This window comes from Mesorhizobium sp. M0771, assembly GCF_040320155.1.
Taxonomy (GTDB): domain Bacteria; phylum Pseudomonadota; class Alphaproteobacteria; order Rhizobiales; family Rhizobiaceae; genus Mesorhizobium.
In genome coordinates, this window is sequence record NZ_JAMYPC010000020.1 from 87,986 (window position 1) to 112,564 (window position 24,579).

Sequence of the window (24,579 nt, forward strand, 5' to 3'; positions counted from 1 at the left end):
CTCAAGGCTATGCCCAGTGCCCCAGCGCACCCGCCAGCGCGATGGCCGCCATGGCGATCAGGGCCAGCTTCCAGAAATCGCCGCGCCGCTTCAGGCCCGGCCAGCCGAGCGGCTTGATCAGCTGAATGGCCATCATGCCGATGATGACGAGCGCGAGGAGTTTCGACATGCCCGCCTTTGAGCAGCATCGCGACAGGCTGTCAAAGCGGTTCTTGCATGGTCTCGGTCGACTTGGCCATTCCTGACAAAAGGCTCGTTTCCGAACCGACCGCCAAGCACCTCGCAGCTTTCTTCAACGACCTGACATGCTCCTGACAGACTGCTGTCAGGAGGGGTATGCAATAGTGTCTCCATCAGAGAAGAGGAGATGGTCATGAACAGCTTTGGTATTTTGAACAGCGTACAGCACTATGTCGGCAAGATCCGCACGATGCGCAATGAAGTTCGTACCCAGCGCTTCCTGAACTCCTTGCCCGCGGACATCCGCAAGGACATTGGCTGGCCGGATATGTATGAGGGTCACAGCCGCATTCGCGAGATCTGAGGCGTTTTACATGACAATGCTTGGATGCGAACCCGCAACGCCCGGATCATTGACATGGCCCCCCGGGCGGCGACCCCTCGGGCTGGCGCAAAAACTTTGGCGCCTGCTACGGACAATGCTGAAGGCTCCTGACAGAATGCTGTCAGGAGCACCATGCCATAAACGTGTCAGGAGACATGAATGGTGAAAAGCTGGAACGACAGGCTGAACACGCCGGGCGTCAACGGCGTGAAGCCGACGCCACGCACAATGGGCGACGTCGTCGAGGGCCAGCCGATGCTGGTGCCGACGCCCCGTCAGGTCGATGATTTCATCCGCACGATCCCCAACGGCCTCGAGATGGATGTACGCGCCTTGCGCACCGCGCTCGCCATCGAGCATGGGGCGCAAGTGACATGTCCGGTCACCATCGGTTATCATCTGCGAACCGTCGCCGAAGCCGCCAATGAGGATCTCGAACGCGGCATGACGCTGAACGATATCACGCCGTACTGGCGTGTGCTCGACGTGAACACGCCGACAACGAAGAAGTTGTCCTTCGGCGCGGAATTCGTCGCCGTGCAGCGCAGGCGCGAAGGACTTAAACCATAATGCGTGTCGCCCAAAAGTGCGCAGCGGTTTTTGGGAGAACGACAAGCATAAAACAGGACATGGATGTCACCCGGAACCGGTTTTGGGACCATGACATTCATAGACAAGCAGTCGAGGGACCATACGATGCGACGTGCCGACAGGCTCTTTCAGATCGTGCAGCACCTGCGTGGCGGCCGGCTGGTCACCGCCCAGAAGCTCGGCACATGGCTCGAGGTTTCCGAGCGGACCATCTACCGCGATATCGCCGATTTGCAGTCGACCGGAGTGCCAATCGACGGCGAGGCCGGCGTCGGCTACATGATGAGGGAGGGTTTCGACCTTCCGCCGCTGATGTTCACGCGTGACGAAATCGTCGCGCTGGTCGCCGGCGCCCGCATGGTGCGGGCCTTTGGCGGCGCGGCCATGGCGCGTGCGGCCGACGAGGCGCTGGTCAAGATCGGCGCCGTCCTGCCCGACGCCGAGAAGGACCGCATCGCCCGCACCGAGATCCACACGCCGATGTGGGTGGTGAGCGACGCCGCGCGTGAGGCGATCGACGTGATCGAGCGCGCTGTCGAGAAGCGACAGGTGCTGACCATCGACTACCGCGACGAGGCCGGCCGCGGCACCGGGCGTGACATCCGTCCGCTCGGTCTGTGGTTCTGGGGCAAGGTATGGACGCTGGTTGCCTGGTGCGAGATGCGCGACGATTTCCGCGCCTTCCGCATCGACCGCATCGCCTCGGTGGTCATCGCCGGCCGCATCTTCAAGCCGGAGCGCGGCAAGCAGCTTGCCGACTTCTACCGCGCCGTCGAACGCTCGGAGGACTATGGCATGACGCCGGACCGGGCGGCGCGCAGCTGAGACTTCGATAATCAATGAAAAAGCCCGCTCGAAGCGGGCTTTTTTGATGAACTGTCGCAAACCTTACTCGTCGTCCGCATCTTCCTTCTTGGACTTGAGCGCCGAGAGCTTGGCGAACACGGCGTTTGCGTCGAGCTCGGCATCCTCGTCCTTCGGCTTCTCCGGCGCCGGCACCAGGCGCTCGGTCACGGCAGCCGGCAGCAGCGTGTCGCCGACAGGCTGCGCCTGCTCGCGGCCGCGCGAGGCGCGGTTGACTTCCATGTCGAGGTCGATCTGCGAAGCGAGACCCAGCGTCACCGGGTCCATCGGCTGCAGATTGGCCGAATTCCAGTGCTTGCGCTCGCGGATCTGTTCGATCGTCGACTTGGTCGTGCCGACCAGGCGCGAAATCTGCGCGTCCTTCAATTCCGGATGGTTGCGGACCAGCCACAGGATGGCGTTGGGCCGGTCCTGGCGCTTCGACAGCGGTGTGTAGCGGGGACCCTTGCGCTTGGATTCCGGCACCCGCACCTTGGGGTCGGACAGTTTCAGGCGCTGGTTCGGATCCTTCTCGGCGCGCGCGATCTCGTCGCGGGTCAGCTGTCCGGTCATGATCGGATCCATGCCCTTGATGCCCTGCGCCGATTCGCCGTCGGCGATCGCCTTGACCTCGAGCGGATGCAACCCGCAGAACTGCGCGATCTGCTCGAAGGAAAGCGCGGTGTTGTCGACCAGCCAGACGGCGGTCGCCTTGGGCATCAGCAGCGTATTGGCCATTTCAAAAATCCTTCTCGTTCGCCCGCGTTCCCGCGCGGGCGGTGGTTTAGAGCCACCAAAATGGGAAATTCGCGGCCTGTATAACCGCTCCGTAGCCGTTTCGCAATGTTTTTGGCGCAGGGCGCAGCCGTCGGACACCGGACAGCGGGGGAGGCCAGGAGGACCTCGGCTCCGGCGATCATTGATGCCGAGTTGTAACAGGGGTCCAAAACGACAAAACCCGCCGGACAGGGTCCAGCGGGCTCGGAACCGGCGACGGGATACCGTCTGCGGCGGCTCTTGCTTCTGCCGCGTGGTCAGGCCTCACTGGCCGACCATGCTCGAATTAGATGGCCTTGCGAGCAATCCTCTCGATGTCGCCGCGGCTGATGCCGAGGTCGCTGAGCTGACGGGCATTGAGCTTGTTCAGCTCGCGCACGGTTTCGTTGTACATACGCCAGTTACGGAAAGCGCGGATCGGGTTCATGGTTGTCCTCCAGTTGTTGGATCATATCGTTTCGATGACGCTTAGATAGGCAGGGCTGCCCACGAATTGAACAGACGTCTTTGCATAGCCGCAATGCAAATGCTGCATTGCAGCATTAAGCTTCTGTTCATCTTGCCGACAGGCTGAGCGCGGAGGATGAGCGAGATTCAGGTCAGGCGGAGCCGAGAATGGCGGCTCCCGAGAACCGGCCTACGCCGGCCGTAGCCTTAACTGCCGCAACCCCTCATGGGGGCTTCGGCCGGCGGAGGCGGGAAGCGCAGGGAGCCGCCATTCGCAGGCCGGCCTCACCTGACTCTCGCCCATCTACCCGACGTCGAGAACGATCTTGCCTATATGCTCGCCCTCTTCCATGCGCTCATGCGCCCGCCATGCGTCGGTCAGCGGGAAGATCATGTCCATCACCGGCGCTACCTTGCGGGTGCCGAGCAGCGGCCACACCTGTGCTTCCAGTGCGGCGGCGAGCGCCGCCTTGAACTCGACCGTGCGAGGCCGCAGCGTCGAGCCGGTGTGGGTCAGCCGCTTGACCATGATTTTCGAGAAATCGGCGCTCGCCATCGCGCCGGCCTGGACGGCGATCTGGACGATCCTGCCCTCGACCGCGGCGGCCTCGTAGTTGCGCGCGATATAGTCGCCACCGACCATGTCGAGTATGACGTCTGCCCCGTTGCCGCCGGTCGCATCCTCGACCGCCGCGACGAAATCCTCCTCGCGGTAGTTGATCGCCCGGTCGGCGCCGAGCTTCAGGCAGGCGTCGCATTTCTCCTTCGAGCCGGCGGTGGTGACGACATACGCGCCGAAGGCCGACGCCAGCTGGATCGCCGTGGTGCCGATGCCCGATGAGCCGCCATGGACCAGCAGCGTCTCACCCTTTTTCAAGCCGCCGCGCTCGAACACATTGTGCCAGACGGTGAAATAGTTTTCCGGAACCGCGGCCGCCTCCGTGTGGGTGAAGCCGGCGGGCAGCGGCAGCACGCTGCCGGCATGAACCTTGACATATTCGGCATAACCGCCCCCCGGCGTCAGCGCGCAGACCCGGTCGCCGATGCGCCAGCGCGATATGTCGTCGCCAAGGGCGGCCACTTCGCCCGATGCCTCGAGACCGGGCAGGTCGGAAGCGCCGGGCGGCGCCGGATAGGCGCCCTTGCGCTGCTGCACGTCGGGGCGGTTGACGCCGGCCGCACGCACCCGGATCAGGATTTCGCCGGGACCAGGCACCGGCACGTCGCGCGTTTCCGGTTTCAGCACCCGCGGCCCGCCCGGTTGCGAGATTGCGATGGCCGTCATCGTGGCTGGAATTTTATGTCCGCTCGCCATGAAATTTCCCGTCTCGGTCCGCCGGTCTGTCGCCGGCTGCCAGCTTCTTGCCGGCTGTTTGCATCTGCGCCCCTGCCCTATGTATGCTGATTGCCGGATCAGGCAAATGGCCAAATCAGCCCAATACTGAATAGGGAGGAGCGACGATGGCGATCTTCGACGACGAACCCAAAAAGAAAGCCCGCCCGCATGAGATCGGACAGGATCTGTCGCTGCTTTCGGTCGGTGACCTTACCGAACGGATCAGCATCCTGCGCGAGGAGATTGCCCGGCTCGAAGCCGAGCTCCAGACCAAGGGCAGCACCAAATCGGCGGCCGAAGCCCTGTTTCGCCGCGGCTAGTTTTCGCGTTAGTTTCGGCGTTGAGCATCCGCCGCCGAAAAGCCCGAATGCGCCTGTCTTCAGACCCCGCCACCGAATCTCCAGACGGATCAAACAATGTTTGCAAGCTACAGGCCGATCCTCTCGCTGCTTCGCGGCACCGCTTTCCTGCTTGCGGCTTCGGGATTGCACGGCCTGTTGTTGCCGTTGCGCGGCCAGATCGAAGGGTTTTCGACCGCATCGCTCGGTCTGATGGGCACGGCCTGGGCCGGTGGCTTCGTCACCGGCTGCTTCTTCGCACCGCGCCTGGTGCGCCGCGCCGGCCACGTCCGGGCGTTCGGCGCCTTTGCCGCTTCGGGCGCCATCGTGGCGTTGCTTACCGGCCTGATCATCGACGAATATGTCTGGATCCTGCTGCGCGCCTTCACCGGCTTCACCATGGCCGGAGCCTTCATGGTCATCGAAAGCTGGCTGAACGAGAAGGCCACCAACGAGAACCGCGGCACCGTCTTCGGCCTCTACATGATGGTCACCTATGCCTCGATCATGGGCGGCCAGATGATCGTTGCGGGCGGCGACGTCAGATCGGCGTCGCTGTTCATGATCACCGGCATATTGTTCTGCCTGTCGCTGATCCCGACCGCGGTGTCGTCGGCTTCGTCTCCCAAGCCTTTGCAGGACGTCAAGCTCGATGTCAAAGGTCTCTACGCCAACTCGCCGGTGTCGGCGATCGCCTGCCTGTTGGTCGGCATCGCCAATGGCGCCTGGGGCACGCTTGGCGCCGTCTACGGCGCCCGTATCGGCATCTCCACCGCCCAGATCGCACTGATGATGAGCCTTGTCGTTATTGCCGGCGCGGCCATGCAGCTTCCGGCCGGACGCCTCTCCGACAAGACCGACCGCCGTTTCGTGCTGGCGGGCGCGGCTTTCGGCGCCGCACTGTTCGCCATCCTGATCTTCCTGTTCGAACCGCGTTCCGCCGTCCTCGTCATTGTCTTCGCCGCCGCCTACGGCGCCTTTGCCTACACGCTCTATTCGATCGCCGTGGCGCATGCCAACGACCACGCCCGATCGGAGGATTTCGTCAAGGTCTCGGGCGGCCTGCTGCTTCTGTATGGCTTCGGAACCATGATCGGGCCCTTGCTGGCTGCCGCCCTGATGGGCTGGCTCCGCCCCGAAGGCCTGTTCCTGGCCACCGCGCTGGCGCATCTCAGCCTCGCCGCCTACACGCTGCTGCGCATCAGCCGCCGCGCGCCGGTGCCGATCGAAGACCGCGATGCCTTCAAGACCCAGCCGGCCGATCGCTCGGTCACCCCTGAAGCACTGCGGCTCAGAAAAGCGGAAGCCGACGGTTGAGATTTGAAAAGCTTTGCCCCACAAGTATAGGCATGATCTTTTCTGACGCCTTCATGGCGATTGCCGACCCCAACCGGCGCTATCTTCTGGAAGAGCTCCGGCGTGGCCCGAAAACCGTCAACGAGCTGGCTTCGGGCCTTCCAGTCTCCCGCCCGGCCGTGTCCCAGCATTTGAAAGTGCTGCTGGACGCCGGTCTGGTTCAGGCCAGGGCCGAGGGCACGAGGCGGGTCTATACAGTCAGCAGTGCCGGCTTCCTCAAGCTCAATATTTGGCTTGATCAGTTCTGGGAAGCATAGGCCGAGATTCCAGCTCGCCTCCCTGGCTTTCAAGTGTCCGTTGCCAGCGCCTTGCCCAGCGCATCGAGCAGGAATCCGGTACCATGCTCGCGCGATGACGGTGTGTCGTGCCCATCGAGAAACGCGCCCTGCTCGGTGAGCACCAGACGCGTGCCCGTGCCTTCCGGGCGAAGCTCAATTGTCGCCAGCGAAACCGAGATTCTGACATCACCGAACAGCATGTCGTAGCTGTAGACGATGCGCTGGTTGGGCACGATGTCCTGATAGGTGGCGGTATAGGTGTGGATCGGCCCGTCCTTCGGCCCGCCGGCATTGACCTCCTGGCCGCCGACGCGAAAATCCATTTCGTGCCTGTGGGTCATCGGGTTGTCGGGGTCGGCGAACCAGCGCCGCTTGGCGGCCGGATCGCTGAGCGCGAAATAGACTTTCGCCGGTGCAACTGTATAGAGGCGCTCGAGGACGAAGGTGGAGTGGACGACGGATCGTTCGGCCATGGTCAGGTCCTCTTGGTCAGCTTGATGGTTTCTGCGCGACGAAGACGCCGTCGCGATAGGACGCGCCGAAATAGACTTCGACGGCGCGCAACCTGTCGTCATGGAACAGATGCAGTTCGGTGTTGCGGAAGGTCTTTCCGTCCGCCGTCTCGCAGCGATAGAGGACAAAGGCGGCGTCCTCGTCCTCGCATATCCGCTCGATGACGATCGAGCTGAAGGCCGGGCTGTCCGGCCAGCAGCGCTCGAAATAGGTCGCACGGTTGATGGCGTCGTCATAGGGGCTGGTGAAGGTGAAATCGTCGGCGAGCACCGCCGCGACGGCAGCCTTGTTATTCGCCTGGTAGGCGGAAAAATAGCCGCGGATCAACTCCGCTCTGCTTTTGCCGGGCATGGTCATTTCTCCTCTGCTTCAGGTCATTCGGTCCCGGCGAGAAAATCGCCGAGCCGGTCGAGCCGACGCTCCCATGTCAGCCGCCGTTCGTTGATCCAGTGTTCTGCGCTGCGCAGCGCCTGCGGCGCGATCTGGCAGGTGCGCACGCGGCCGAGCTTTTCCGAGCGCACCAGCCCGCTTGCTTCGAGCACGTTGAGATGCTGGACGACGGCCGACAGCGACATCGCCAGCGGTTCGGCCAACTGGCTGACCGAGGCCGGCCCACGCGACAGCCGTTCGACCATGCTGCGCCTGGCCGGGTCTGCGAGCGCCTGGAACATCAGGTCGAGCTGGGCGGGATCGTGCAGCATCGCGATCAGCCGTTATTGTAGGGAAAGAACTTGAAGTAGGGCTGCGCCTCCTCGACCACCCGGGCGAAGGACGGCCGCTTGAGCAGGCGGTCGTGGTAGTGTTTCAGGGCCGGATAGCTGTCGCCGAATGGCTCGACCTTGTTGGCGTAGAACAGCGCCGGCGAGGCCGCGCAGTCGGCCATGGTGAAGGTAGGCCCGGCCGCCCAGAGTTTCGAGCGCATCTCCTCCTCGATGATCGCATAGGCGTTGCGCAGTTGCGCGCGCGCCTCATCGACCCCGAACGGATCGGTCTTGTCCTGCGGGCGCAACCTGTCGCCGACGATCTTCTGCATCGGCGCCTGCACGTAGAAATCGTAGAAACGGTCGGCCTGGCGGACCTGGAGAGCAAGGTCGGCCTCGGCCGGGATGAGCTCGACCGGCCCGGGATAATGCGCGGCCAGATATTCGATGACGATGGTCGATTCCAGCACCGTGCGATTGCGTGCATCGTCACGCAGCGCCGGCATCTTGCCGGTCGGCGACACCTTCAGGAACGCTGCCCGCGACTGCTCGTCGCCGAGGTCGACGATAACCGGCGTGAAGGGCGTATCGTTCTCGTAAAACGCAATCAGCGGTTTCCAGCAGAACGATGCCAGCGGATGGAAATGGAAGGTCAGGGACATTTTTTGCTCGTCTGTTTGCGGTTCGTCGATACTGGAGCGGTGCCAGCCAGCGCCAACACTGAAGCATTTACTTAACTATTTCCGTGAGGCGAATGTGTCAAGGTTCGAGACTGCCTTCAGGGCTTGGTATGCGTGACGATGGCGGCAACGATCGTGCCCCAGTCGTCGGGATGCAGTTCGTGGCCACCGCCTTCGACGCGGACAAGCCGCCCGCCGGCAACAGCGTCGGCAAGGGCTGCGCCATGCTCGACCGGAAAGATCGGATCGGATGTCCCGTGAATGACGAGCAGCGGAACCTTGATCTCGCGCAGGCGTCCTTTCAGATCCTCGCAGCTCTTCAGCATGAAATGGTTAGTCGCGCTCAGGAAGCCGCCGGATCGGTCGTAGTCCCGTTCGACGAACGCCCGCATCGCCTTCTCGTCGAAGGGATGCGCGGTGCTGGCGATCGCACGCGCATCCTTGACGACGAAGCCGACCACCTGGTCGCGGTTCGACCAGTCGACTCTGGCGCCATCGGCCGAGTGCTCCATATAGGCTTCGGTCGTTCCCGGCAGCTGCGATGTGTCGATCCCCACCGGCGAACTGCTGATTACGGTCAGCGAGATGACACGCAAGGGATGTTTCAACACCAGTCGTTGCGCGATCATGCCGCCCATCGACATCCCGATCACATGCGCCTTGCCGATGCCGCAACTGTCGAGGACGCGCACCGCATCGTCCGCCATGTCGTCGAACGTATACGGCGGCTCGCCCGGCGTATATTTGGTCGACAGGCCGGTGTCACGATTGTCGTAGCGGATCACGAAGTGGCCTTCGCCGGCGAGCTTTTTGCAGAGCGCCTCCGGCCACCAGAGCATCGAGGCCATGGCGCCCATGATCAGCAGAATGGCTGGATCTCCGGGATCGCCAAACGTCTGGGAGACGATTTCGGGTGCTGCGGCCCTTGTCATGGGACTCTCCTCCTATCGGCCAATCAAAGGCCAATCAAACTGGTTGCATTTTGCAATCGGTTGCACGATAATAAAACTGATACGATAATGCAACCGGTTTTTTGAGGAGAGTCGGATGAAAACCGAACACCGCTCGGGATGCCCTATCAATCTGTCGCTGGAAGTGTTCGGCGATCGCTGGAGCCTGATCATCCTGCGCGACATGATTTTTGGCGGCAAACGCCACTTTCGCGAACTGCTCAACGGCTCGATCGAGGGCATCGCTTCCAATATCCTGGCCGACCGGATGAAGCGGCTGATGGAACTCGGCATGCTGACCAAGGCCGACGACCCCTCGCACAAGCAGAAGGCGATCTACAGCCTGACCGAGATGGCCATCACGCTGGTGCCGATCATGGCGCATCTCGGCGCTTGGGGCCGCGTCTGGCTGCCGGTGAGCGAGGAGCTTTCGATCCGCGCCGAGCTGCTGGAGAAAGGCGGGCCGCCAATGTGGGAGCAGTTCATGGACGAGTTGCGCCACGACCATCTGGGCACGCCTGTCGCCACACCCGCGCAGCCTTCCGTCCGCGCTACATTGCAGGCCGGATATGAGGCGGTGGTAGCCCGCAAGGCGTCGAGCGGCATCGAGGCCCCGGCCGCTTGACCAACTTATTTCCCCATTATCAGGCCGGCTCTGCTATCAAGGGGCTGAAAAACATAATTTACGGGATTGGATAACGCTCTTGGTCGAGAACTCTAAGGATACTGCCCGCGCCAGGGCAGATATGCGTTTCAAGAAGCAGGAAGAGGCAGCCACGGTGCGGCAAAAGGCGATGGCGGAGTATGTCGCCGAGGCCGACGCCCGCCAGGCCAAGACCAACAAGCTCCGGGCATTGCGCCTTGCCAAGGAAGCGGAAGACCTCGCCAACGCCCCTGCCGTTCCGGTCAAGAAAGCGCCCCGAGCCAAGAAAAAATAGCGCGGCCTTCTTCATCGACGCCCGATCTGGATGCCGGCGGATCGTATCGGCCATGTGCCACGATCAGCAATGCCCGCCATTTCCGCTTTCCCACGCGAAGCAATTTCAACCGCAACCGGGATTTCGCATCCCGCATGTCAGGCGATGATTGACGCGTTTTGATCAGGAGACAGCCATGACCGCACTGACCCTCGAAAAAGCCAAGCACATCATCGACGCCGCCTTCGCCAAGGGCGCCGAGCTGAAGCTCAAGCCGCTCGGCGTTTCCGTGCTGGATGCCGGCGCGCATCTCGTCGCCTTCCAGCGTCAGGACGGCGCCTCGTTCCTGCGCCCGCAAATGTCGGCCGGCAAGGCCTATGGGGCGCTGGCCATCGGCATGGGCTCGCGCCGTGTCGAGGCTTTCGCCAAGGAGCGGCCGCATCTCGTCGCCGGCATTTCGGACGTTTCGGGTGGACGCGTATTGCCGGTCGTCGGCGGCGTGTTGATCCGCGACAAGGCAGGCGCCGTCATCGGCGCCGTCGGAATTTCGGGCGATACGTCGGACAATGACGAGGCCGCCGCCATCGCCGGCATCGAAGCGGCGGGCTTCACCGCCGATCCGGGCTGAGGGGGAGCTTCGTCATCCCAGGGCGAAGCAGGAGCGAAACTCCGTCGCGAAGACCCTGGGATGACGACCAGAAAGAGCAGCCACGCCAATCGCGAACGGATGCGACCATCCAACGAAGGCGGCTAGTTCAAATTTATGTCTCTACTCGCCGACCGCATCGACACCGAAAACCCGGCCAGCACATCGAACAGGGCGATCACCATCAGCGTGAAGAAGACGGAGTGCGCCGCGCCCTTCACCAGCAGGAACTCGACCAGGAACGCCACGAAGACCAGCGTCGACAACAGATGGTCCATGATCGAAGCGTTCGTGGTGCGCACCGACTTCACCATTTCGAGGAACAGGAAGATCAGCCCGATCACGACCATCAAGTCGCCGAGCGTCATCGAAAACACTCCGCCCGACATCATGCTGAACGAGAAGATCTCGGTCGCCCACGGATCGTCGCCGCTGCCGAATATTCCGAGGAGTCCGAGATTGTAGGCCACGAAGGGCACGATCAGCAGCGGGATGGCACCGAACATCAGGCGTCTCCTCTAGCAATTCCAGGAAAGCGGTTTCCCAAGGAATTGCCTAAACAATGGGGGCACCTTCTGTAGAATGCCCCGCAGGCACGCCGTCAAGATTTTTCGCTAGCGCCCGCAAACACGGAAAAAGACCGCGCGAAACAACCCTGTCAGCCACAGTTGCCCCGGCTGACCACCGACACGCCGGGATTCAGCGCTTGAACTGGCCTGTCCGCACGGCGGCGCCGATAGCGTTGAGGATGAAAAGGCCGGCGGTCATCGAGGTGATCTCGTTGACGTCGCGCGCCGGCGCGATCTCGACGATGTCGATGCCGACGACACGTCCCTTGGCGAACAGGCCCTTGATCAGTTCGATCGTCTGCCGGTAGCTGATGCCGCCAGGCGCCGGCCCTTCGACCGCCGGCATGACAGCGGGATCGAGACCGTCGGCATCGATGGTCAGGTAATAGCGGCCACGGTCCGGGATGCCCTTGAGCAGCGCCGCCGTACCGATATCCTGCCATTCATTGGCGGTGACGATGTTGGAGCCGTAGGCGCGGGCCGCCTCGACCTCCTCGAGCCGGGCGCTGCCCTGGCCGCGGATGCCGAGCTGGAAAATCCCGGCTATATGCGCCATCTCCGAAGCGCGGCGGATGGGGCTGGAATAGCCTTCCCTGACCCCGTTGACATTGTCGCGCCAGTCGAGATGGGCATCGATCTGAACCAGGGTGATCGTCCCTTCGCCGTCAAGCGCCCGCAGGATCGGGATCGGAACGCCGTGATCGCCGCCAATGGTGATCGGCAAGGCGCCGGCGACGCGGATCTTTCGGATCGCCGCTTCGGCCAACCTGTAGTGGCCGCCGGCGGCATCGCCGGGGACATCGCCGACATCGACCACCTTGACGTCCTGCCCGTCGAACAGGGTTCCGCCAATGTCGAAATCATAGCGGTCGAGCCCGAGGCTGATGCGCTGCGAGGCGCGCCGCACCGCCGTCGGCGCGTTGGTCTGGTCGTTGACCAACTCGTCGATCGTGTAGGGACTGCCGTAAGGCATGCCGATGATGGCGACATCCGCCTTCAGCGCATCGAGGTCCTCGACCAGCGGGAAGTTCATGAAGGTCTGGAAGATATCGCGCGGTGCTGTGGTGAGCTTGGTCATGCGGTCCCTCTGAAGCCGGCCGATCATCGCGCGGAAGCGCCGCGACAAGGCATCACTCAATACAGCACCGCCGCCGCAGCTTGTATCGCCACGGACGCCCGGTCTTTGGCATAGTTGGCGGCGCGACGCGCACCAAACGCAAAAAAACCGGCCAATGGCCGGTTCTTTTGGCATTCAAACCCTTCGAAAGCTGGTCTCAGCTTTCCTTGGGCGTCAGCACCTGGCGACCGCGATACATGCCGGTCTTCAGGTCGATATGGTGCGGGCGGCGCATTTCGCCGGAATTCTTGTCCTCGACATAGGTCGGGGCCTTGAGAGCGTCGGCCGAGCGGCGCATGCCGCGCTTGGACGGAGAGGTTTTTCGTTTCGGAACGGCCATGGATATGCTCCACTACATGGTCAAAATGCCCCGATAGCCCTCGTGAAAGGGCCGCGTCAGGGCCATAATCTGAGAAAGTCGGGTGCCTATACACGCCCTGCGCCGTTTTGGCCAGCACCGTGGCGATTTTTTTTGAACTGGCAGCGGTTCTACCTAATCAAGACAACCGACATACGCGCCCGAACGGCCGGCGCGGCGTTCGATCAGCGACGCCAGCCGCCGCAGACCCGGACCGGGCTTGGCCGGATTGCGGGCGATCGGATTGGGCAGCGAGACGGCCAGCAATGCCGCCTGCCGCCGCGACAGCTGTTTGGCCGAAACGCCGAAATGATGCTGGGCCGCCGCCTCGATGCCGTAAACGCCCGGCCCCCATTCGGCGATGTTGAGGTAGATCTCCATGATCCGCCGTTTCGACATCACCGCGTCGAAATAGACGGCAAGCGGCAGTTCGACCACCTTGCGCACCGAGCCCAGCGGCCGCGACCACAGGAAAAGGTTCTTCACCGTCTGCATGGTGATGGTCGAGGCGCCGCGCGTCGCCTCGCCGGCCAGCGCATCGTCGACGACGCCGCGCAATTCGCCGAGATCGATGCCGCGATGGAAGCAGAACTGACCGTCCTCCGACATGATCACCGAATTGGCCAGCACCGGCGACACATCGTCGATCGACACCCAGCGCCGGTCGTAGCCGGAAAAGGTCGCGAGGTCTTTGACCATCAAGGTCGATATCGGATGCACGAAGGACGGCAAATAAAGGAAGGTCAGCACAACGGGTATCGCCGCCAGCACGACGGCGACGACCAGGCCGCGCCGTGCCAGGCGCTTCAGACCGGCGCGGTTCACGCGCCTTGGTCGCGCCATCTCAAACCCTTCGGTTTCATGATCGACGATCGGTTCCGTCAAGCCGCCCCCACCCGCGCCACTCTCCCGCCTCCGGCATAATGGCGCGAGGCTTCTTGCGCAACGTCTGAGTGTCGGCTACCGCTCCCGGCCATGACGAAAGACGAGCAATTGGCCTTTGAGGCCGCACTTCCGAGGCGGGCGGCGGCGATCGAGACCGAACTCAGGCTGCTGCTCGAAGGCCGCACGCTTGCCGGCGAGATCGCCCGGCCGGAGCGCTTGATGGCTGCCATGCGCCATGGCGTGCTGAACGGCGGCAAGCGACTGCGCCCCTTCCTGGTCATGGAAAGTGCCGCCCTTTTTGGCGCCGATGGCGAGGCGTCGCTTCGCGTGGCGACAGCGCTCGAATGCGTGCATTGCTATTCGCTGATCCATGACGATCTGCCTGCTATGGACGACGACGATCTGCGCCGCGGCCAGCCGACCGTGCACAAGGCCTTCGATGAAGCCACCGCCATCCTTGCCGGCGACGCGCTTCTGACGCTTGCCTTCGATGTCCTCGCCGATGAGGCGACGGCGCTGCCGGCGGAGCGCAGGGCGGCGCTGGTGCTGGCGCTGGCGCGCGCCGCCGGCACGGGGGGCATGGTCGGCGGGCAGACGCTCGATCTCGAAGCCGAGCGCAACAGGCCGGACGAGGCCGGCATCGTCCGGCTGCAGGCGATGAAAACCGGCGCGCTGATCCGCTACGCCTGCGAAGCCGGCGCGATCATTGCCGGCGCCGCACCGCAGGACCGCGACCGGCTGGCCGAATTCGGCTCGGCGGTCGGGCTTGCCTTCCAGCTTGCCGACGACCTGCTCGACCTGACCGCCGATGCCAGCCAGATGGGCAAGGCGACCGGCAAGGACGCAGCCGCCGGCAAGGCGACGCTGGTGGCGCTGCATGGCGCGAACTGGGCGCGCAGCCATCTCCATGGGCTGGTCAAGCAGGCCCATGAATTGCTTGAGCCTTACGGTGAACAGGCAGCCTTGCTGAAGGCAGCGGCAAGCTTCGTGGCAATCCGCAACAACTGAGGTTTGGGCGATCGGATGCCGAACCGTTTTCGGAATTTGTCGGCCTTGCGCTGCCTTGCTTTGGTGTCTCTCAAATGCCCCAAAGCAACTGGGCGCGCTATCTGACCTTGACGACGACCTTGCCCTTGGCGCGTCCTGTTTCGACGTAAGCCAGCGCCTCATTGGTCGCTTCAAAAGGAAAGACCCTGTCGACGACCGGGCGAATCGCCCCATCTTCGATGAGGGACGTGATTTTGCTCAGTTGCTCACCTTGCGCCGACATGAACAGGAACGAAAATCCCACGCCCCGGCGCTTGGCTTTGGTCCTGATACCACGGCTCAGCAGCCGCAGCAGCAGCCTTAGCACCACGTTCAGTCCCTGTTTCCTGGCAAATTCGGGATCCGGAGGACCGGAAATCGAGATGAGCTTCCCACCCGGTTTCAGCACAGTCAGGGATTTCTCAAGCGTCTTGGCGTCCTGGCTGTTCAGGACGACGTCGTAGCCCGACAGGATTTTCTCGAAGTCGTCCTTCCTGTAGTCGACGACCACATCGGCACCGAGATCCCTGACCAGATCGTTGCTTGCCGCGCCCGCTGTTGTCGCAACGATCGCGCCGAGATGCTTTGCCAACTGGATGGCGAATGTCCCCACGCCGCCGGAGCCAGCCTGGATGAAGATCTTCTGGCCTGTCTTCAGACCCGCCCTCTCGATGAGAGCCTGCCAGGCGGTCAGACCGACCAGCGGGATCGAGGCCGCCTCTTCCATGCTGAGGTTCGCCGGCTTCAGCGCCACGTCGGCTTCATCGATTGCGATGAATTCGGCGAATGTCCCGATCCGGCCGTCGCGCGGCCGCGCATAGACGGCGTCGCCGGGTTTGAATTTGCGGACTTTCGAGCCCACCCTGACAACCCTTCCAGCCACGTCGTGACCGAGAATGAAGGGCCGGCGATAGGGAAGGATGAGTTTGAATTCACCGGTTCTGATTTTGGAATCCAGCAGGTTCACTCCTGCGGCATGGACCTCGACCAGGACGTCATTGTCCAGCAGTTCCGGCTCCGGCATCTCGGCCAGCCGCAAAATGCCTTTCTTGTTATATTTGTCGACAACGAATGCCTTCATGGCAGTGACTTTCTGAAGTGCCTGTTGGTGTGCCGTTTGTGCGTGAAATTCTCCGTCCCGCCGTTGTTCAGACCGGCAAGCGGAACTGCTTGCGCAAGGTCTTGTCGAACATCCCCGCGGGGGCGAAGCGGCGCAGCAGGCTGACCTGGCGCGCTGCCTTCCCTGCGGTATAGCGCCGTCGCGGACGGGCGTCGGTCGCTGCCTTGATGACCACATCCGCCACCACTTCCGGCCGATCGGCTTTGGGCATCACATCGGCAAGCAGCGCCTTGAGACCGGCGCGCGCCTGATCGTAGTCCTTCAACAGGGAATCCGGCTCGATGCCGTTCTGGTCGAAGACGGTGCGCACGAATGCCGGCTCGATGACCGAGACGCGAATGTTGAAGGCGCGAACCTCATGATCGAGCGACTCCGAATAGCCCTCCAGCGCGTGCTTGACCGCCGAGTAGTGCGCTGAGTATGGCGCGGGCACCAATCCTAGAATCGAGCCGATGTTGACGATGCGCCCTTGGCCGCGGCGCCGCATCGACGGCAACACCGCATTGGTCATGCGCATGACGCCGAACAGATTGACGTCGAACAGAACCTGCACCTGTGCGACCGAAGATTCCTCGGCGCCGCCAAGCAGGCCGACACCGGCATTGTTGACCAAGAGGTCGATGCGGCCGGTCTGGGCCAGCACGGTTGCAACGAGGGCGCTGACGGACTCCCCGTCGGTCACGTCGCAGGTCAGCATGGACACCTTAGCCGGGCCGTTGCCGGCCTTGCTGCGGCTTGTCCCGAAGACGGTATACCCCGCCCGCGCCAAGGCCTCGGCACTGGCGCGGCCGATGCCCGAAGAGGCTCCGGTCACGACTGCGGTCTTTCCAGAGTTCGCATTCATTTTTTATGCTCCAAAGCCACTGGGGCTAGCTTTCGTTCGCTGGTTGAATTATGATCATAATATCAAATTACAACCGTAATGCAATAGCAGAAAGGAATAGCAGCCATGCGCTACGAAAAGGGCCGAAAGGACGCCTCCCGCGATCGCATCGTGGAGGTCGCAGCCCAGCGTTTTCGCGGTGACGGCATCGCCGCGTCCGGACTGGCAGCCATTATGGGCGACGCCGGACTGACGAACGGAGCCTTCTATCCGCATTTCCAGTCCAAGGCGGAGCTCGTGCGTGAAAGCCTTGTAGCGGCACTGGAGAGCCAGGTGCAGCAACTGCAGGAGGTATTGGCCGCCGGTGGTCCGGAGATGGGCATAGCGGCGTATCTGTCAGCTGCGCACCGGGACAACCCGGGAACGGGCTGCGCCAACGCCGCGCTGCTCCCGGAACTCGCGCGTCAGCCGCCCGAAACGCGCCAAGTCTATACCGAACGCTTGCTGGTTCTGGTGCGTCAGCTGTCTGCAGCGCTTCCGCAGGCCAGGGATCCGGAAGGCGTTGCCATGGGCGTCTTTGCGACCCTCATCGGCGCGCTTCAACTGGCCCGCGCGGTGGCAGGGACCGAATTGTCGGATCGCTTCCTTGCGGCAGGAGCAGATGCCGCGCGCAGGCTGATCCAGCCACGTGACGGCGAGAAGGCATCCTAGAGGCCGGTGGCGGCAGCGGCAAAGGGCCCTGACATCGTCCTGCGGGTCGCACACAGGAAGGGCCGGCTTTTGGAGGCGGGCCGAACCGGTATTTCGCTCCGATTCAATCGGGTCTAACGCAGATGCCTGAGCTTGTCGGGATTGCGCATGACATAGACGGCCGCGATCTTCCCGTCCTCGATGTCAAGCGCGGTCGTCTGCAGTTCGCCATCGGCCTCCTGGGTGACGAACCCCGGCAGTCCATTGACGAAGCCGATGCGCACCAGCGTCGAGCGATTGTCGCGCAGCCAGGCCGCGACTTGCGCGTATTGCTTCATGACGGCGTCGAAGCCCAGCACCGGCGCCAAAGCCGCCGGACGCTTGCCGCCGCCATCGGCATGAGCGCTGACATCTGCCGTCAGCAGCGCGCCGAGCGCCTGCATGTCGCCGCTGCGCGATGCCGCGAAAAAGGCTTCGGCGATCTCCAGGCCACGCTGCTTCTCCACCTTGAAGCGGGGCCGCGCCTCGCGGACATGGCCCCGTGCGCGAGCGGCAAGCTGGCGGCAGGCGGCTGAATCGCGCTCGATGGCGGTCGCGACCTCCTCGAATTCCAGCCCGAACACATCGTGCAGCAGAAAGGCCGCCCGCTCGAGCGGCGAAAGCCGCTCCAGCGCCAACATCAGCGGCAAGGTGACATCTTCAAGATCGCCCTCTTCGACGATCGGCTCGGGCAGCCAAGGGCCGATATAAGTCTCGCGCTGGCGCCGCGTGGATTTGAGCTGGTCAAGGCAAAGCCGCGTCACCGTGCGGCGCAGGAACGCTTCTGGCTCGCGAACCTGCGAGTGGTCGGTCCCCATCCAGCGGATGAAGGCATCCTGCACGACATCCTCGGCGTCGCTCACCGAGCCCAGCATGCGATAGGCGACCCGCATCAGCTTCGGACCCAGCGGGCCGAAGCCCGCTGCCGCGTCGTCGGGTGCCGTCGCCGTCATCAGGCCGCCTTGGCGCTGGCGCGTATCGTTGCTGCGTCGGTGTAGAGCCCGAAGCCAACGGCGATGCGGTTCCAGCCATTGATGATGTTGATCAAAACGGTGAGCTTCACCTGCTCCTCCTCGGTGAAATGCGCCTTAAGATCATCATAGGCGCTTTCGCGGTCCTGTCCTTCCGAGAGGCGCGTCAGCGCATCGGTCCAGCCGAGCGCGGCACGCTCGCGGTCGCTGTAGCAGGGCGCTTCGCGCCAGGCCGGCAGCAGATAGATGCGCTGCTCGGTCTCGCCATTCTCGCGCGCTTCGGTGGCATGCAGGTTGATGCACTTGGCGCAGCCATTGATCTGCGACGCCCGAAGCTTCACCAGCTCGTTGAGGCTGTGCTCGAGCCCGGCGGCGACGGAGAGTTCGGTCGATGCGCGCTGCCACTGCTTGATCAGCGCAGGGGCGGCGGCGAAGAGGTCGATTTTGGCGGTCATGATTGCAGTCCTTGTGTTGGGTACGCCATCATGACGAGGCAGGTCCGGCCGGTGTGACATTCAGGCTGGATTTTTTCGAAGGTGCTTTCCCGGCGCGTTCAATCGTCTTTGATCAGCACGATCTTCGCCGGATCGAAATCGATCCCGACCATCGTCCCTTCCGCCACAGCGGGTGTGACATCAGGCGATGTCGCGAACAGTTCGACCGCCGGATCGCTGATCGCGATCCGGTATTCCATGTGGTCGCCGAGATACGAGCTCTTGACCACCTGGCCCTTCATGGTGCCCGCTGGCTGGCCGGGCAAGATGCGCACGGCATTCGGGCGCACAGCGAGGATCGCCGGCCCCGGAGCGTTACCGCGACCCGGCATGTCGAGCAGCAAGGGTCCGACCTTGACCCTTGCACTGGTCGCATTGCTGGAAAGCACCTCGACGTCGAGCAGATTGGCGTCGCCCATGAAGTCGGCGATGAAGCGGTTGGTCGGCTCGTTGTAGAGGTCGCGCGGCGTGCCGTCCTGGGCGACGCGAGCGGCGTTCATGACGATGATGCGGTCGGAGACGGCGAGCGCCTCTTCCTGGTCATGCGTGACATAGACCATGGTCAGCGCCAGATCTTGCTGGAGACCCCGGATTTCGTCGCGCACGCGCCGGCGCAGCTTGGCGTCGAGGTTGGACAGCGGCTCGTCGAACAGCAGCACCTTCGGCTCCAGTACGATGGCTCGCGCCACCGCGACGCGCTGCTGCTGGCCGCCGGACAATTCGCTCGGCTGGCGCTTCTCGTAGCCGGACAGGCCGACAAGCGACAGCTTTTCGGCGGCGCGCTCGGCTGCCTGCGCCTTGCCAAGCCCCATAGCCCGCAAGCCGTAGCTGACATTCTCCATCACGTTCATGTGCGGGAACAGCGCATAGGACTGGAACACCATGGAGACATCTCGCTCGGCGGCGGACAGCAAGGTGACGTCCTTGTCGTCGATCAGGATGCGCCCGGTGCTGGTCTGTTCCAGCCCGGCGATCAGCCTGAGCGTCGTCGTCTTGCCGCAACCCGAGGGCCCGAGCAGCGTCACCAGGCTGGCCGGCGCGATGTCGAAGCTGACATTGTCGACGGCGATCACCGCGCCGTATTTCTTGGTGACGCCCTCGAACCGCACGGCCGGCCTGTCCGTGACAACCGGGACAGCATTCTTCGCCGTCTGATCCACGCCGCTTCTCCCCATCAGATTGCTGCCACCACGGCTTCCGCCCCAGGCCGGCGCCGGCCGAGCCGGCGTTCGCCGACCAGCAGCTGGATGCCGATGAGGATGACCATCATGACAACGATCATCACCGCCGAATAGACAATCGCGATGCCGTATTCGCCGACATCTGCGCGCCCGACAATGTAGACCGTGGCGAGATTGAACCGGCCGCTCGCCAGGAAGATGACGGCGCTGACCGCCGTCACCGCGCGCACGAAACTGTAGATCATCGCGGTCACGATCGCCGGCTTCAGGATCGGCAGGATCACCCGCAGCAAGGTAGCAAAAGACCGCGCCCCAAGCGTCAGCGATGCCTCGTCCAGGCTCTTGTCGATCTGGCCCAGATTGGCGAGCCCGGCACGGATCGCCACCGGCATGTTGCGGAAGATGAAGGAGATGACGATGATCAGCCCGGTGCCGGTCAATTGCACCGGCGGCACGTTGAAGGCAAGGATATAGCTGACGCCGATCACCGTGCCGGGAATGGCAAAGCTCATCATGGCCAGGAATTCGAACATGGTGCGCCCGGCGAAACGCTGCCGGTCGAGCAGATAGGCCGTCAGGATGCCGAGCGCCGCGGTGAACGGCATGGCCACCAGCGCCAGGCCGATGGTCATCAGCAGCGACGGCCAGGCCGAGCCGCTGAAAAACCAGCCATTGACGCCTTTCTCGATCGAAAAGGCGGTGAGGAAATATTCGAGCGTCGGCGTGTTGTCGCGCCCGATCGATTGCACGAAACCGCCGCCCAGGATGATGCCGTAGACCACGATGGTCAGAACCAGCCACGGAACGACGGCGGCGTAGCAGCCGATCCGCAAGGCCTTGGGCAGCGTCGCCGGTACGCCGCCATCGCCCTTGCCTGCGACGGTGACGTAGCTGCGGCTGCCGATCCAGCGACGCTGGATGACGAAGGCTGCCAGCGTGAACATCAACAGCACGATCGCCAGCACCGCCGCGCGGCCCTGGTCGTGCGCCGCACCGACCACTGCAAAGAAGATGTCGGTCGACAGCACGTTGAAGTTTCCGCCCAGCACCAGCGGATTGGCGAAATCGGCCATGCTCTCGATAAACGAAATCAGGAAGGCGCTGGCCAGCCCCGGCCGGATCAACGGCCAGGTGACGGTGCGAAACGTGCGCCAGCGGCTGGCGCGCAGGGTTTGTGATGCTTCCTCCATGCTTGGGCTGACCCCTTGCAGCACGCCGACCAGAACCAGGAACGCGATCGGCGTGAAGGCCAGCACCTGCGCGATGGTGATGCCGGCCATGCCATAGATCCAGCGGCTGCGCGGAATGCCGAGATGCACCGACATGAGGTTGGTGACGATGCCGGCGCGGCCGAACAGCAGGATCAGCGCCAGGCCGATGACGAAGGGCGGCGTGATGATCGGCAGGATGGACAGGCCGCGCAGCAGCCATTTGGCCGGCAGCTTGGTGCGAAGCGCAATCAGCGCCAGAGCCAGCCCAAGCGCCGTGCAGAAAAAGCCGACGAGGACTGCGATCGCCACCGTGTTCCACGCCACGCCGCAGGAGCCCTCGCCATAGAGGCAGCGCAGGCTCCATATGTTGGCGCTGAAGATCTTTTCGACGAACAGCGCCGGCACGACATTGCCGTCATTGTCCTTGATGGCCGAGGTGAGGATCGACAGCAGCGGATAGGCGACGAACAGGATCAGCGAAGCAATCACGATTGAGAGCGAGCCGACGACGAAACGGTCGCCCTTGCACCATCCCCGCGCGGCGAGCGCCTCGGCGATGAACATCAGCATCGCCACGGCATAGAGCGCCGCGCCCCAGCCAAGCCCCGGCTGCATCGGTCCCGGCGTGCCGGCGATCCGGGTAAGCAAGCCAAATCCCCAGCCCGAATGGATGATGGAAAAGCCTTCGATGGCCAGCCACAGCAGGCCCGCCGCGCCTGCAACCGCAAGGCTCTTGGGGTTATTGCGCGCCACCAGCCTGCTCGCCAGCAGAAGCGGCAGGACAAGCGGCAACAGCCAGGGCCGGCCACCGAGCGCCAGGATGATGGCCGGTGTCGCATCCGCCGGCTGTGCCAGCCAGTCGAACGACAGGAAGCCGCCTTCGACCTTGTACCAAGGCAAGAGCACGAAGCTCGCCCACGCGGCCATTACCCAGGCGAGCGCGCTGCGTCCAGGAGCGGAACTGACCATGGAACCGGCCGCGGCCATTCAATGTCTTTCTGTTGCCAAAGGATGGTGCGCCGGCTGCCGCGAAGGGCAGCCGGCGATCAGATGCTAGAGTGAGCGCAAAAGAACGCGCTCAGCCGCCATTGCGGACCTCGTCGGTGAACTTCTTCAACAGTCGCTTGCGTTCGGCCGACGAGCCGTATTTGGCGAAGTCGTAGTCGATCAGCTTGATCTTCGAGAGGTCCGGCGCCTCGGGCGGCACCGGCGTGGCGGTGTTCGACGGGATCTGGAAGCTGCCGTTCGGCGCCGCGAGCTTCTGCGCATCCGGGCTCAGCGCCCAGTCGTAGAATTTCTGCGCCTCTTCGACATGCTTGGCGCCCGTCACGATGCTCATCGAGCCGATCTCGAAGCCGGTGCCCTCGCAAGGCGAAACCACCTTCACCGCCGGGTTCTGCTTGGCCGCGTTGATGACGTCGTGCTGGAAGGAGATGCCGATCAGCGTCTCGCCCTTGCCGACGGCGAGTGCCGGCGCGGCCCCTGCCTTGGTGTATTCGGCGATGTTCTTGTTGAGCTGCTTGAGATAGTCGAATGCCTTGTCCTCGCCCATCAGCTGGACGATGGTGGCAAGCATGGTCCAGGCCGTGCCCGATGAATTCGGGTCGGCCATCTCGATCTCGCCCTGGAATTCCGGCTTGACCAGATCGGCCCAGCACGCCGGTGCGGTCAGCCCGCGCTGCTTCAGATCTTCCTCATTATAGCCATAGCCGAGTGCACCGAGATAAATGCCGACCGTGCGGTTCTTCGACCTGTCGGCCTGCTTCAGCGCCCAGTCGCGCAAGTTTGCCAGTTGCGGCGACTTGTATTCCTGGGTGAGGCCCTCTTCCGCCGCCTGCAGATGCGGGTCGCCGGTGCCGCCCCACCAGATATCGGCTTGCGGATTGTCCTTCTCGGCCCGGAGGCGGGCGTAGATTTCGCCGGCGCTCATGCGGGTCATGTCGACGCTGACGCCCGTCTCCTTCTGGTAGGTGGTCGCCATCGCCCGGCACCAGGCCTCGTCGACGGCGCAATACATTGTGAGGCTGCGGTCGGCCGCCTGGGCGGCACTCGCCAATCCGAACATGGCCAGCGCCGCGCCAAGGCCAAGCCAGGCGGCGCGCAAGCCTTGCTTACTGTCAAATGTCTTCATCGATATTCCTCCCTGTCTTCTCACTGGAAACGATCTACCCGTCGTCGAGCGGCACTCCGATCACCTGGGACAATGTCGCCGCAACACCGGGTGCTGCCGCAAGCACGGGATTGCCCTTCGCCATGCCGTCGCCGTCGAGGAACCGGTTCACCCGGCCGCCGGCCTCCTCCACCAGCAGCAATCCGGCCAGGCAGTCCCACGAATTGATGTGCAGCTCGGCATAGGCATCCGAGCGGCCGTCGGCCACATAGGCCAGCCCAAGCGCTCCGGAGCCGGAGCGCCGCACATTGGCGCCGAGTGCCCAGACAAGGCTCACCTTGTCCAGATAGTCGCGATTGGGAATCCTGGGCGACCAGCCGAACTCGACAAAGGCGCGGTCGAACGCTTGCGTCGGCGACACATGGATCGGCGCGCCATTGCGCGTCGCGCCTTGCCCGCGACGGGCAAAGTACGTTTCGCCGACGGCCGGATTGGCAATGCCGCCGATCTCGCTGCGGCCGTCCTCGACGAAAGCTATCGAAATGCAGAAATGCGGAATACCGCGCATGAAATTGGCGGTGCCGTCGATCGGGTCGACGACCCACATGCGGGCAGAGCCGATGCCGCCGCCTTCCTCGCCCAAAAACCCGTCCTCCGGAAAAGCCTCTGCGAGCGTCGCGCGGATGTGCTCCTCGACCTTGCCGTCGGTTTCAGTGAGAAAATCCTGCGGGCCTTTCATCGCCACCGGCTGGACGGCGCCCTGCCGGGCATAGCCTTCCATCGCCAGTTGCCCGGCCGTGACAAGCAGTTTCCGGCAGACCTCGGCACGCCTGTCCATCTCGGCCTCGGACAGCCGGTCCGCCTTCGGATGCGCCGCCGCCCTGCTCATGCAGCCGGTCCGGACAGTCGCGCCCTCAATGCCGTCTTCGGCGAAATGGACAGGGTATTCCTCCGATGCCACTCTTGAGCCGGCTTGTATTGCACGGCTGTGCAAAGCTGTTGCATTCCGCCATGCCTGTCAAGTGCGGTGGGTGGCAATGGCAGAAG

Annotated in this window: 32 protein-coding genes; 11 read left to right on the top strand and 21 right to left on the bottom strand. The window is 63.4% G+C overall.

Annotated features, from left to right (window positions below; genetic code table 11):
- Nucleotides 1–7: 7 nt before the first annotated feature.
- Complete coding sequence (locus tag NKI05_RS25790) at nt 8–169, bottom strand: hypothetical protein (protein WP_023683991.1); 162 nt, start codon at nt 167–169, stop codon at nt 8–10.
- 204 nt (nt 170–373) lie between these two features.
- Here NKI05_RS25790 and NKI05_RS25795 point away from each other — a divergent pair, with 204 nt between their 5' ends.
- The 3 genes from NKI05_RS25795 (at nt 374) to NKI05_RS25805 (ending at nt 1,981) form a co-directional block, all read left to right on the top strand.
- Nucleotides 374–544: a hypothetical protein gene (locus NKI05_RS25795; protein ID WP_023670139.1), complete on the top strand. Its 171-nt coding sequence runs from the start codon at nt 374–376 to the stop codon at nt 542–544.
- Nucleotides 545–724: 180 nt separating this feature from the next.
- Complete coding sequence (locus NKI05_RS25800) at nt 725–1,135, top strand: hypothetical protein (RefSeq protein ID WP_031205930.1); 411 nt, start codon at nt 725–727, stop codon at nt 1,133–1,135.
- 126 nt (nt 1,136–1,261) lie between these two features.
- Nucleotides 1,262–1,981, top strand: coding sequence for a helix-turn-helix transcriptional regulator (locus NKI05_RS25805; protein ID WP_023683994.1), 720 nt, complete (start codon nt 1,262–1,264; stop codon nt 1,979–1,981).
- A gap of 63 nt (nt 1,982–2,044) precedes the next feature.
- Here NKI05_RS25805 and NKI05_RS25810 read toward each other — a convergent pair whose 3' ends face one another.
- The 3 genes from NKI05_RS25810 to NKI05_RS25820 all read right to left on the bottom strand — a co-directional run bounded on the left by NKI05_RS25810 (nt 2,045) and on the right by NKI05_RS25820 (nt 4,538).
- Entirely contained in the window at nt 2,045–2,737 is a 693-nt protein-coding gene (locus NKI05_RS25810) for a DUF1013 domain-containing protein (RefSeq protein ID WP_023670142.1), read from the bottom strand.
- A gap of 325 nt (nt 2,738–3,062) precedes the next feature.
- Nucleotides 3,063–3,203 carry a DUF1127 domain-containing protein gene (locus tag NKI05_RS25815; protein ID WP_023670143.1) on the bottom strand — a complete coding sequence of 47 codons (141 nt, stop codon included), beginning with the start codon at nt 3,201–3,203 and terminating at the stop codon, nt 3,063–3,065.
- Nucleotides 3,204–3,527: 324 nt separating this feature from the next.
- Nucleotides 3,528–4,538, bottom strand: coding sequence for an NAD(P)H-quinone oxidoreductase (locus tag NKI05_RS25820; protein WP_031205929.1), 1,011 nt, complete (start codon nt 4,536–4,538; stop codon nt 3,528–3,530).
- 146 nt (nt 4,539–4,684) lie between these two features.
- On the opposite strand from NKI05_RS25820, the gene NKI05_RS25825 reads away from it, so the two are divergent.
- From NKI05_RS25825 to NKI05_RS25835, 3 genes are all read left to right on the top strand, one after another.
- Entirely contained in the window at nt 4,685–4,879 is a 195-nt protein-coding gene (locus NKI05_RS25825; RefSeq protein WP_023670145.1) for a DUF1192 domain-containing protein, read from the top strand.
- A 96-nt stretch (nt 4,880–4,975) separates the two neighbouring features.
- A complete protein-coding gene (locus tag NKI05_RS25830) occupies nt 4,976–6,214 on the top strand; it encodes an MFS transporter (RefSeq protein WP_023670146.1) in 1,239 nt (412 codons plus the stop codon).
- A gap of 32 nt (nt 6,215–6,246) precedes the next feature.
- Nucleotides 6,247–6,510, top strand: coding sequence for an ArsR/SmtB family transcription factor (locus NKI05_RS25835; protein WP_023690079.1), 264 nt, complete (start codon nt 6,247–6,249; stop codon nt 6,508–6,510).
- Between the two features lie 29 nt (nt 6,511–6,539).
- Here NKI05_RS25835 and NKI05_RS25840 read toward each other — a convergent pair whose 3' ends face one another.
- The 5 genes from NKI05_RS25840 to NKI05_RS25860 form a co-directional block, all read right to left on the bottom strand.
- Complete coding sequence (locus NKI05_RS25840) at nt 6,540–7,004, bottom strand: SRPBCC family protein (RefSeq protein WP_352511913.1); 465 nt, start codon at nt 7,002–7,004, stop codon at nt 6,540–6,542.
- 16 nt (nt 7,005–7,020) lie between these two features.
- Nucleotides 7,021–7,395, bottom strand: coding sequence for a nuclear transport factor 2 family protein (locus NKI05_RS25845; RefSeq protein ID WP_032894652.1), 375 nt, complete (start codon nt 7,393–7,395; stop codon nt 7,021–7,023).
- Between the two features lie 23 nt (nt 7,396–7,418).
- A complete protein-coding gene (locus NKI05_RS25850; protein ID WP_023699361.1) occupies nt 7,419–7,745 on the bottom strand; it encodes an ArsR/SmtB family transcription factor in 327 nt (108 codons plus the stop codon).
- Nucleotides 7,746–7,750: 5 nt separating this feature from the next.
- On the bottom strand, nt 7,751–8,407 hold the full coding sequence (locus NKI05_RS25855; protein WP_023816408.1) for a glutathione S-transferase family protein: 657 nt from the start codon (nt 8,405–8,407) through the stop codon (nt 7,751–7,753).
- A gap of 116 nt (nt 8,408–8,523) precedes the next feature.
- Nucleotides 8,524–9,357 carry an alpha/beta fold hydrolase gene (locus NKI05_RS25860; protein ID WP_023727309.1) on the bottom strand — a complete coding sequence of 278 codons (834 nt, stop codon included), beginning with the start codon at nt 9,355–9,357 and terminating at the stop codon, nt 8,524–8,526.
- 115 nt (nt 9,358–9,472) lie between these two features.
- Here NKI05_RS25860 and NKI05_RS25865 point away from each other — a divergent pair, with 115 nt between their 5' ends.
- The 3 genes from NKI05_RS25865 (at nt 9,473) to NKI05_RS25875 (ending at nt 10,920) form a co-directional block, all read left to right on the top strand.
- On the top strand, nt 9,473–10,000 hold the full coding sequence (locus NKI05_RS25865) for a winged helix-turn-helix transcriptional regulator (protein WP_023684001.1): 528 nt from the start codon (nt 9,473–9,475) through the stop codon (nt 9,998–10,000).
- Nucleotides 10,001–10,079: 79 nt separating this feature from the next.
- Nucleotides 10,080–10,313 (top strand): hypothetical protein, encoded by a 234-nt coding sequence (locus tag NKI05_RS25870; protein ID WP_023684002.1) that lies wholly within the window; start codon nt 10,080–10,082, stop codon nt 10,311–10,313.
- A 175-nt stretch (nt 10,314–10,488) separates the two neighbouring features.
- A complete protein-coding gene (locus NKI05_RS25875) occupies nt 10,489–10,920 on the top strand; it encodes a GlcG/HbpS family heme-binding protein (RefSeq protein WP_023690074.1) in 432 nt (143 codons plus the stop codon).
- A 122-nt stretch (nt 10,921–11,042) separates the two neighbouring features.
- On the opposite strand, the gene NKI05_RS25880 is transcribed toward NKI05_RS25875, so the two are convergent.
- The 4 genes from NKI05_RS25880 to NKI05_RS25895 form a co-directional block, all read right to left on the bottom strand.
- A complete protein-coding gene (locus NKI05_RS25880) occupies nt 11,043–11,444 on the bottom strand; it encodes a hypothetical protein (protein ID WP_023670154.1) in 402 nt (133 codons plus the stop codon).
- 193 nt (nt 11,445–11,637) lie between these two features.
- Nucleotides 11,638–12,585, bottom strand: coding sequence for an agmatinase (locus tag NKI05_RS25885; RefSeq protein WP_352793452.1), 948 nt, complete (start codon nt 12,583–12,585; stop codon nt 11,638–11,640).
- 196 nt (nt 12,586–12,781) lie between these two features.
- Nucleotides 12,782–12,964, bottom strand: a complete 183-nt coding sequence (gene rpmF / locus NKI05_RS25890; protein ID WP_008834724.1) for a 50S ribosomal protein L32 — start codon at nt 12,962–12,964, stop codon at nt 12,782–12,784.
- A gap of 153 nt (nt 12,965–13,117) precedes the next feature.
- Nucleotides 13,118–13,825, bottom strand: coding sequence for a biosynthetic peptidoglycan transglycosylase (locus tag NKI05_RS25895; protein ID WP_050593969.1), 708 nt, complete (start codon nt 13,823–13,825; stop codon nt 13,118–13,120).
- 132 nt (nt 13,826–13,957) lie between these two features.
- On the opposite strand from NKI05_RS25895, the gene NKI05_RS25900 reads away from it, so the two are divergent.
- Nucleotides 13,958–14,875, top strand: a complete 918-nt coding sequence (locus tag NKI05_RS25900) for a polyprenyl synthetase family protein (RefSeq protein WP_023816406.1) — start codon at nt 13,958–13,960, stop codon at nt 14,873–14,875.
- Nucleotides 14,876–14,972: 97 nt separating this feature from the next.
- Here NKI05_RS25900 and NKI05_RS25905 read toward each other — a convergent pair whose 3' ends face one another.
- A complete protein-coding gene (locus NKI05_RS25905; RefSeq protein WP_023736995.1) occupies nt 14,973–15,974 on the bottom strand; it encodes an NADP-dependent oxidoreductase in 1,002 nt (333 codons plus the stop codon).
- A 67-nt stretch (nt 15,975–16,041) separates the two neighbouring features.
- On the bottom strand, nt 16,042–16,857 hold the full coding sequence (locus NKI05_RS25910; protein WP_023816405.1) for an oxidoreductase: 816 nt from the start codon (nt 16,855–16,857) through the stop codon (nt 16,042–16,044).
- Nucleotides 16,858–16,962: 105 nt separating this feature from the next.
- Here NKI05_RS25910 and NKI05_RS25915 point away from each other — a divergent pair, with 105 nt between their 5' ends.
- Nucleotides 16,963–17,547, top strand: coding sequence for a TetR/AcrR family transcriptional regulator (locus NKI05_RS25915; protein WP_023736996.1), 585 nt, complete (start codon nt 16,963–16,965; stop codon nt 17,545–17,547).
- A gap of 113 nt (nt 17,548–17,660) precedes the next feature.
- On the opposite strand, the gene NKI05_RS25920 is transcribed toward NKI05_RS25915, so the two are convergent.
- The 6 genes from NKI05_RS25920 to NKI05_RS25945 form a co-directional block, all read right to left on the bottom strand.
- Entirely contained in the window at nt 17,661–18,518 is an 858-nt protein-coding gene (locus NKI05_RS25920) for a sigma-70 family RNA polymerase sigma factor (RefSeq protein ID WP_023736997.1), read from the bottom strand.
- Nucleotides 18,518–18,991 carry a carboxymuconolactone decarboxylase family protein gene (locus NKI05_RS25925; protein ID WP_023736998.1) on the bottom strand — a complete coding sequence of 158 codons (474 nt, stop codon included), beginning with the start codon at nt 18,989–18,991 and terminating at the stop codon, nt 18,518–18,520. The genes NKI05_RS25920 and NKI05_RS25925 overlap by 1 nt, the downstream gene beginning before the upstream one ends.
- 98 nt (nt 18,992–19,089) lie before the next feature.
- Nucleotides 19,090–20,190: an ABC transporter ATP-binding protein gene (locus NKI05_RS25930; RefSeq protein ID WP_023698487.1), complete on the bottom strand. Its 1,101-nt coding sequence runs from the start codon at nt 20,188–20,190 to the stop codon at nt 19,090–19,092.
- 14 nt (nt 20,191–20,204) lie between these two features.
- Entirely contained in the window at nt 20,205–22,409 is a 2,205-nt protein-coding gene (locus NKI05_RS25935; protein WP_023698486.1) for an ABC transporter permease, read from the bottom strand.
- 91 nt (nt 22,410–22,500) lie between these two features.
- Nucleotides 22,501–23,526 carry an ABC transporter substrate-binding protein gene (locus NKI05_RS25940; RefSeq protein ID WP_023706271.1) on the bottom strand — a complete coding sequence of 342 codons (1,026 nt, stop codon included), beginning with the start codon at nt 23,524–23,526 and terminating at the stop codon, nt 22,501–22,503.
- Nucleotides 23,527–23,587: 61 nt separating this feature from the next.
- Nucleotides 23,588–24,421, bottom strand: coding sequence for an inositol monophosphatase family protein (locus tag NKI05_RS25945; RefSeq protein ID WP_050588451.1), 834 nt, complete (start codon nt 24,419–24,421; stop codon nt 23,588–23,590).
- Nucleotides 24,422–24,579 lie beyond the last annotated feature (158 nt).

What these genes read in the sequence shown, in the direction of transcription:
- NKI05_RS25790 (WP_023683991.1), bottom strand. Translation starts at nt 169, where the DNA reads ATGTCGAAACTCCTCGCGCTCGTCATCATCGGCATGATGGCCATTCAG.
- NKI05_RS25795 (WP_023670139.1), top strand. Translation starts at nt 374, where the DNA reads ATGAACAGCTTTGGTATTTTGAACAGCGTACAGCACTATGTCGGCAAG.
- NKI05_RS25800 (WP_031205930.1), top strand. Translation starts at nt 725, where the DNA reads ATGGTGAAAAGCTGGAACGACAGGCTGAACACGCCGGGCGTCAACGGC.
- NKI05_RS25805 (WP_023683994.1), top strand. Translation starts at nt 1,262, where the DNA reads ATGCGACGTGCCGACAGGCTCTTTCAGATCGTGCAGCACCTGCGTGGC.
- NKI05_RS25810 (WP_023670142.1), bottom strand. Translation starts at nt 2,737, where the DNA reads ATGGCCAATACGCTGCTGATGCCCAAGGCGACCGCCGTCTGGCTGGTC.
- NKI05_RS25815 (WP_023670143.1), bottom strand. Translation starts at nt 3,203, where the DNA reads ATGAACCCGATCCGCGCTTTCCGTAACTGGCGTATGTACAACGAAACC.
- NKI05_RS25820 (WP_031205929.1), bottom strand. Translation starts at nt 4,538, where the DNA reads ATGGCGAGCGGACATAAAATTCCAGCCACGATGACGGCCATCGCAATC.
- NKI05_RS25825 (WP_023670145.1), top strand. Translation starts at nt 4,685, where the DNA reads ATGGCGATCTTCGACGACGAACCCAAAAAGAAAGCCCGCCCGCATGAG.
- NKI05_RS25830 (WP_023670146.1), top strand. Translation starts at nt 4,976, where the DNA reads ATGTTTGCAAGCTACAGGCCGATCCTCTCGCTGCTTCGCGGCACCGCT.
- NKI05_RS25835 (WP_023690079.1), top strand. Translation starts at nt 6,247, where the DNA reads ATGATCTTTTCTGACGCCTTCATGGCGATTGCCGACCCCAACCGGCGC.
- NKI05_RS25840 (WP_352511913.1), bottom strand. Translation starts at nt 7,004, where the DNA reads ATGGCCGAACGATCCGTCGTCCACTCCACCTTCGTCCTCGAGCGCCTC.
- NKI05_RS25845 (WP_032894652.1), bottom strand. Translation starts at nt 7,395, where the DNA reads ATGCCCGGCAAAAGCAGAGCGGAGTTGATCCGCGGCTATTTTTCCGCC.
- NKI05_RS25850 (WP_023699361.1), bottom strand. Translation starts at nt 7,745, where the DNA reads ATGCTGCACGATCCCGCCCAGCTCGACCTGATGTTCCAGGCGCTCGCA.
- NKI05_RS25855 (WP_023816408.1), bottom strand. Translation starts at nt 8,407, where the DNA reads ATGTCCCTGACCTTCCATTTCCATCCGCTGGCATCGTTCTGCTGGAAA.
- NKI05_RS25860 (WP_023727309.1), bottom strand. Translation starts at nt 9,357, where the DNA reads ATGACAAGGGCCGCAGCACCCGAAATCGTCTCCCAGACGTTTGGCGAT.
- NKI05_RS25865 (WP_023684001.1), top strand. Translation starts at nt 9,473, where the DNA reads ATGAAAACCGAACACCGCTCGGGATGCCCTATCAATCTGTCGCTGGAA.
- NKI05_RS25875 (WP_023690074.1), top strand. Translation starts at nt 10,489, where the DNA reads ATGACCGCACTGACCCTCGAAAAAGCCAAGCACATCATCGACGCCGCC.
- NKI05_RS25880 (WP_023670154.1), bottom strand. Translation starts at nt 11,444, where the DNA reads ATGTTCGGTGCCATCCCGCTGCTGATCGTGCCCTTCGTGGCCTACAAT.
- NKI05_RS25885 (WP_352793452.1), bottom strand. Translation starts at nt 12,585, where the DNA reads ATGACCAAGCTCACCACAGCACCGCGCGATATCTTCCAGACCTTCATG.
- rpmF (WP_008834724.1), bottom strand. Translation starts at nt 12,964, where the DNA reads ATGGCCGTTCCGAAACGAAAAACCTCTCCGTCCAAGCGCGGCATGCGC.
- NKI05_RS25895 (WP_050593969.1), bottom strand. Translation starts at nt 13,825, where the DNA reads ATGGCGCGACCAAGGCGCGTGAACCGCGCCGGTCTGAAGCGCCTGGCA.
- NKI05_RS25900 (WP_023816406.1), top strand. Translation starts at nt 13,958, where the DNA reads ATGACGAAAGACGAGCAATTGGCCTTTGAGGCCGCACTTCCGAGGCGG.
- NKI05_RS25905 (WP_023736995.1), bottom strand. Translation starts at nt 15,974, where the DNA reads ATGAAGGCATTCGTTGTCGACAAATATAACAAGAAAGGCATTTTGCGG.
- NKI05_RS25910 (WP_023816405.1), bottom strand. Translation starts at nt 16,857, where the DNA reads ATGAATGCGAACTCTGGAAAGACCGCAGTCGTGACCGGAGCCTCTTCG.
- NKI05_RS25915 (WP_023736996.1), top strand. Translation starts at nt 16,963, where the DNA reads ATGCGCTACGAAAAGGGCCGAAAGGACGCCTCCCGCGATCGCATCGTG.
- NKI05_RS25920 (WP_023736997.1), bottom strand. Translation starts at nt 18,518, where the DNA reads ATGACGGCGACGGCACCCGACGACGCGGCAGCGGGCTTCGGCCCGCTG.
- NKI05_RS25925 (WP_023736998.1), bottom strand. Translation starts at nt 18,991, where the DNA reads ATGACCGCCAAAATCGACCTCTTCGCCGCCGCCCCTGCGCTGATCAAG.
- NKI05_RS25935 (WP_023698486.1), bottom strand. Translation starts at nt 22,409, where the DNA reads ATGGCCGCGGCCGGTTCCATGGTCAGTTCCGCTCCTGGACGCAGCGCG.
- NKI05_RS25945 (WP_050588451.1), bottom strand. Translation starts at nt 24,421, where the DNA reads ATGAGCAGGGCGGCGGCGCATCCGAAGGCGGACCGGCTGTCCGAGGCC.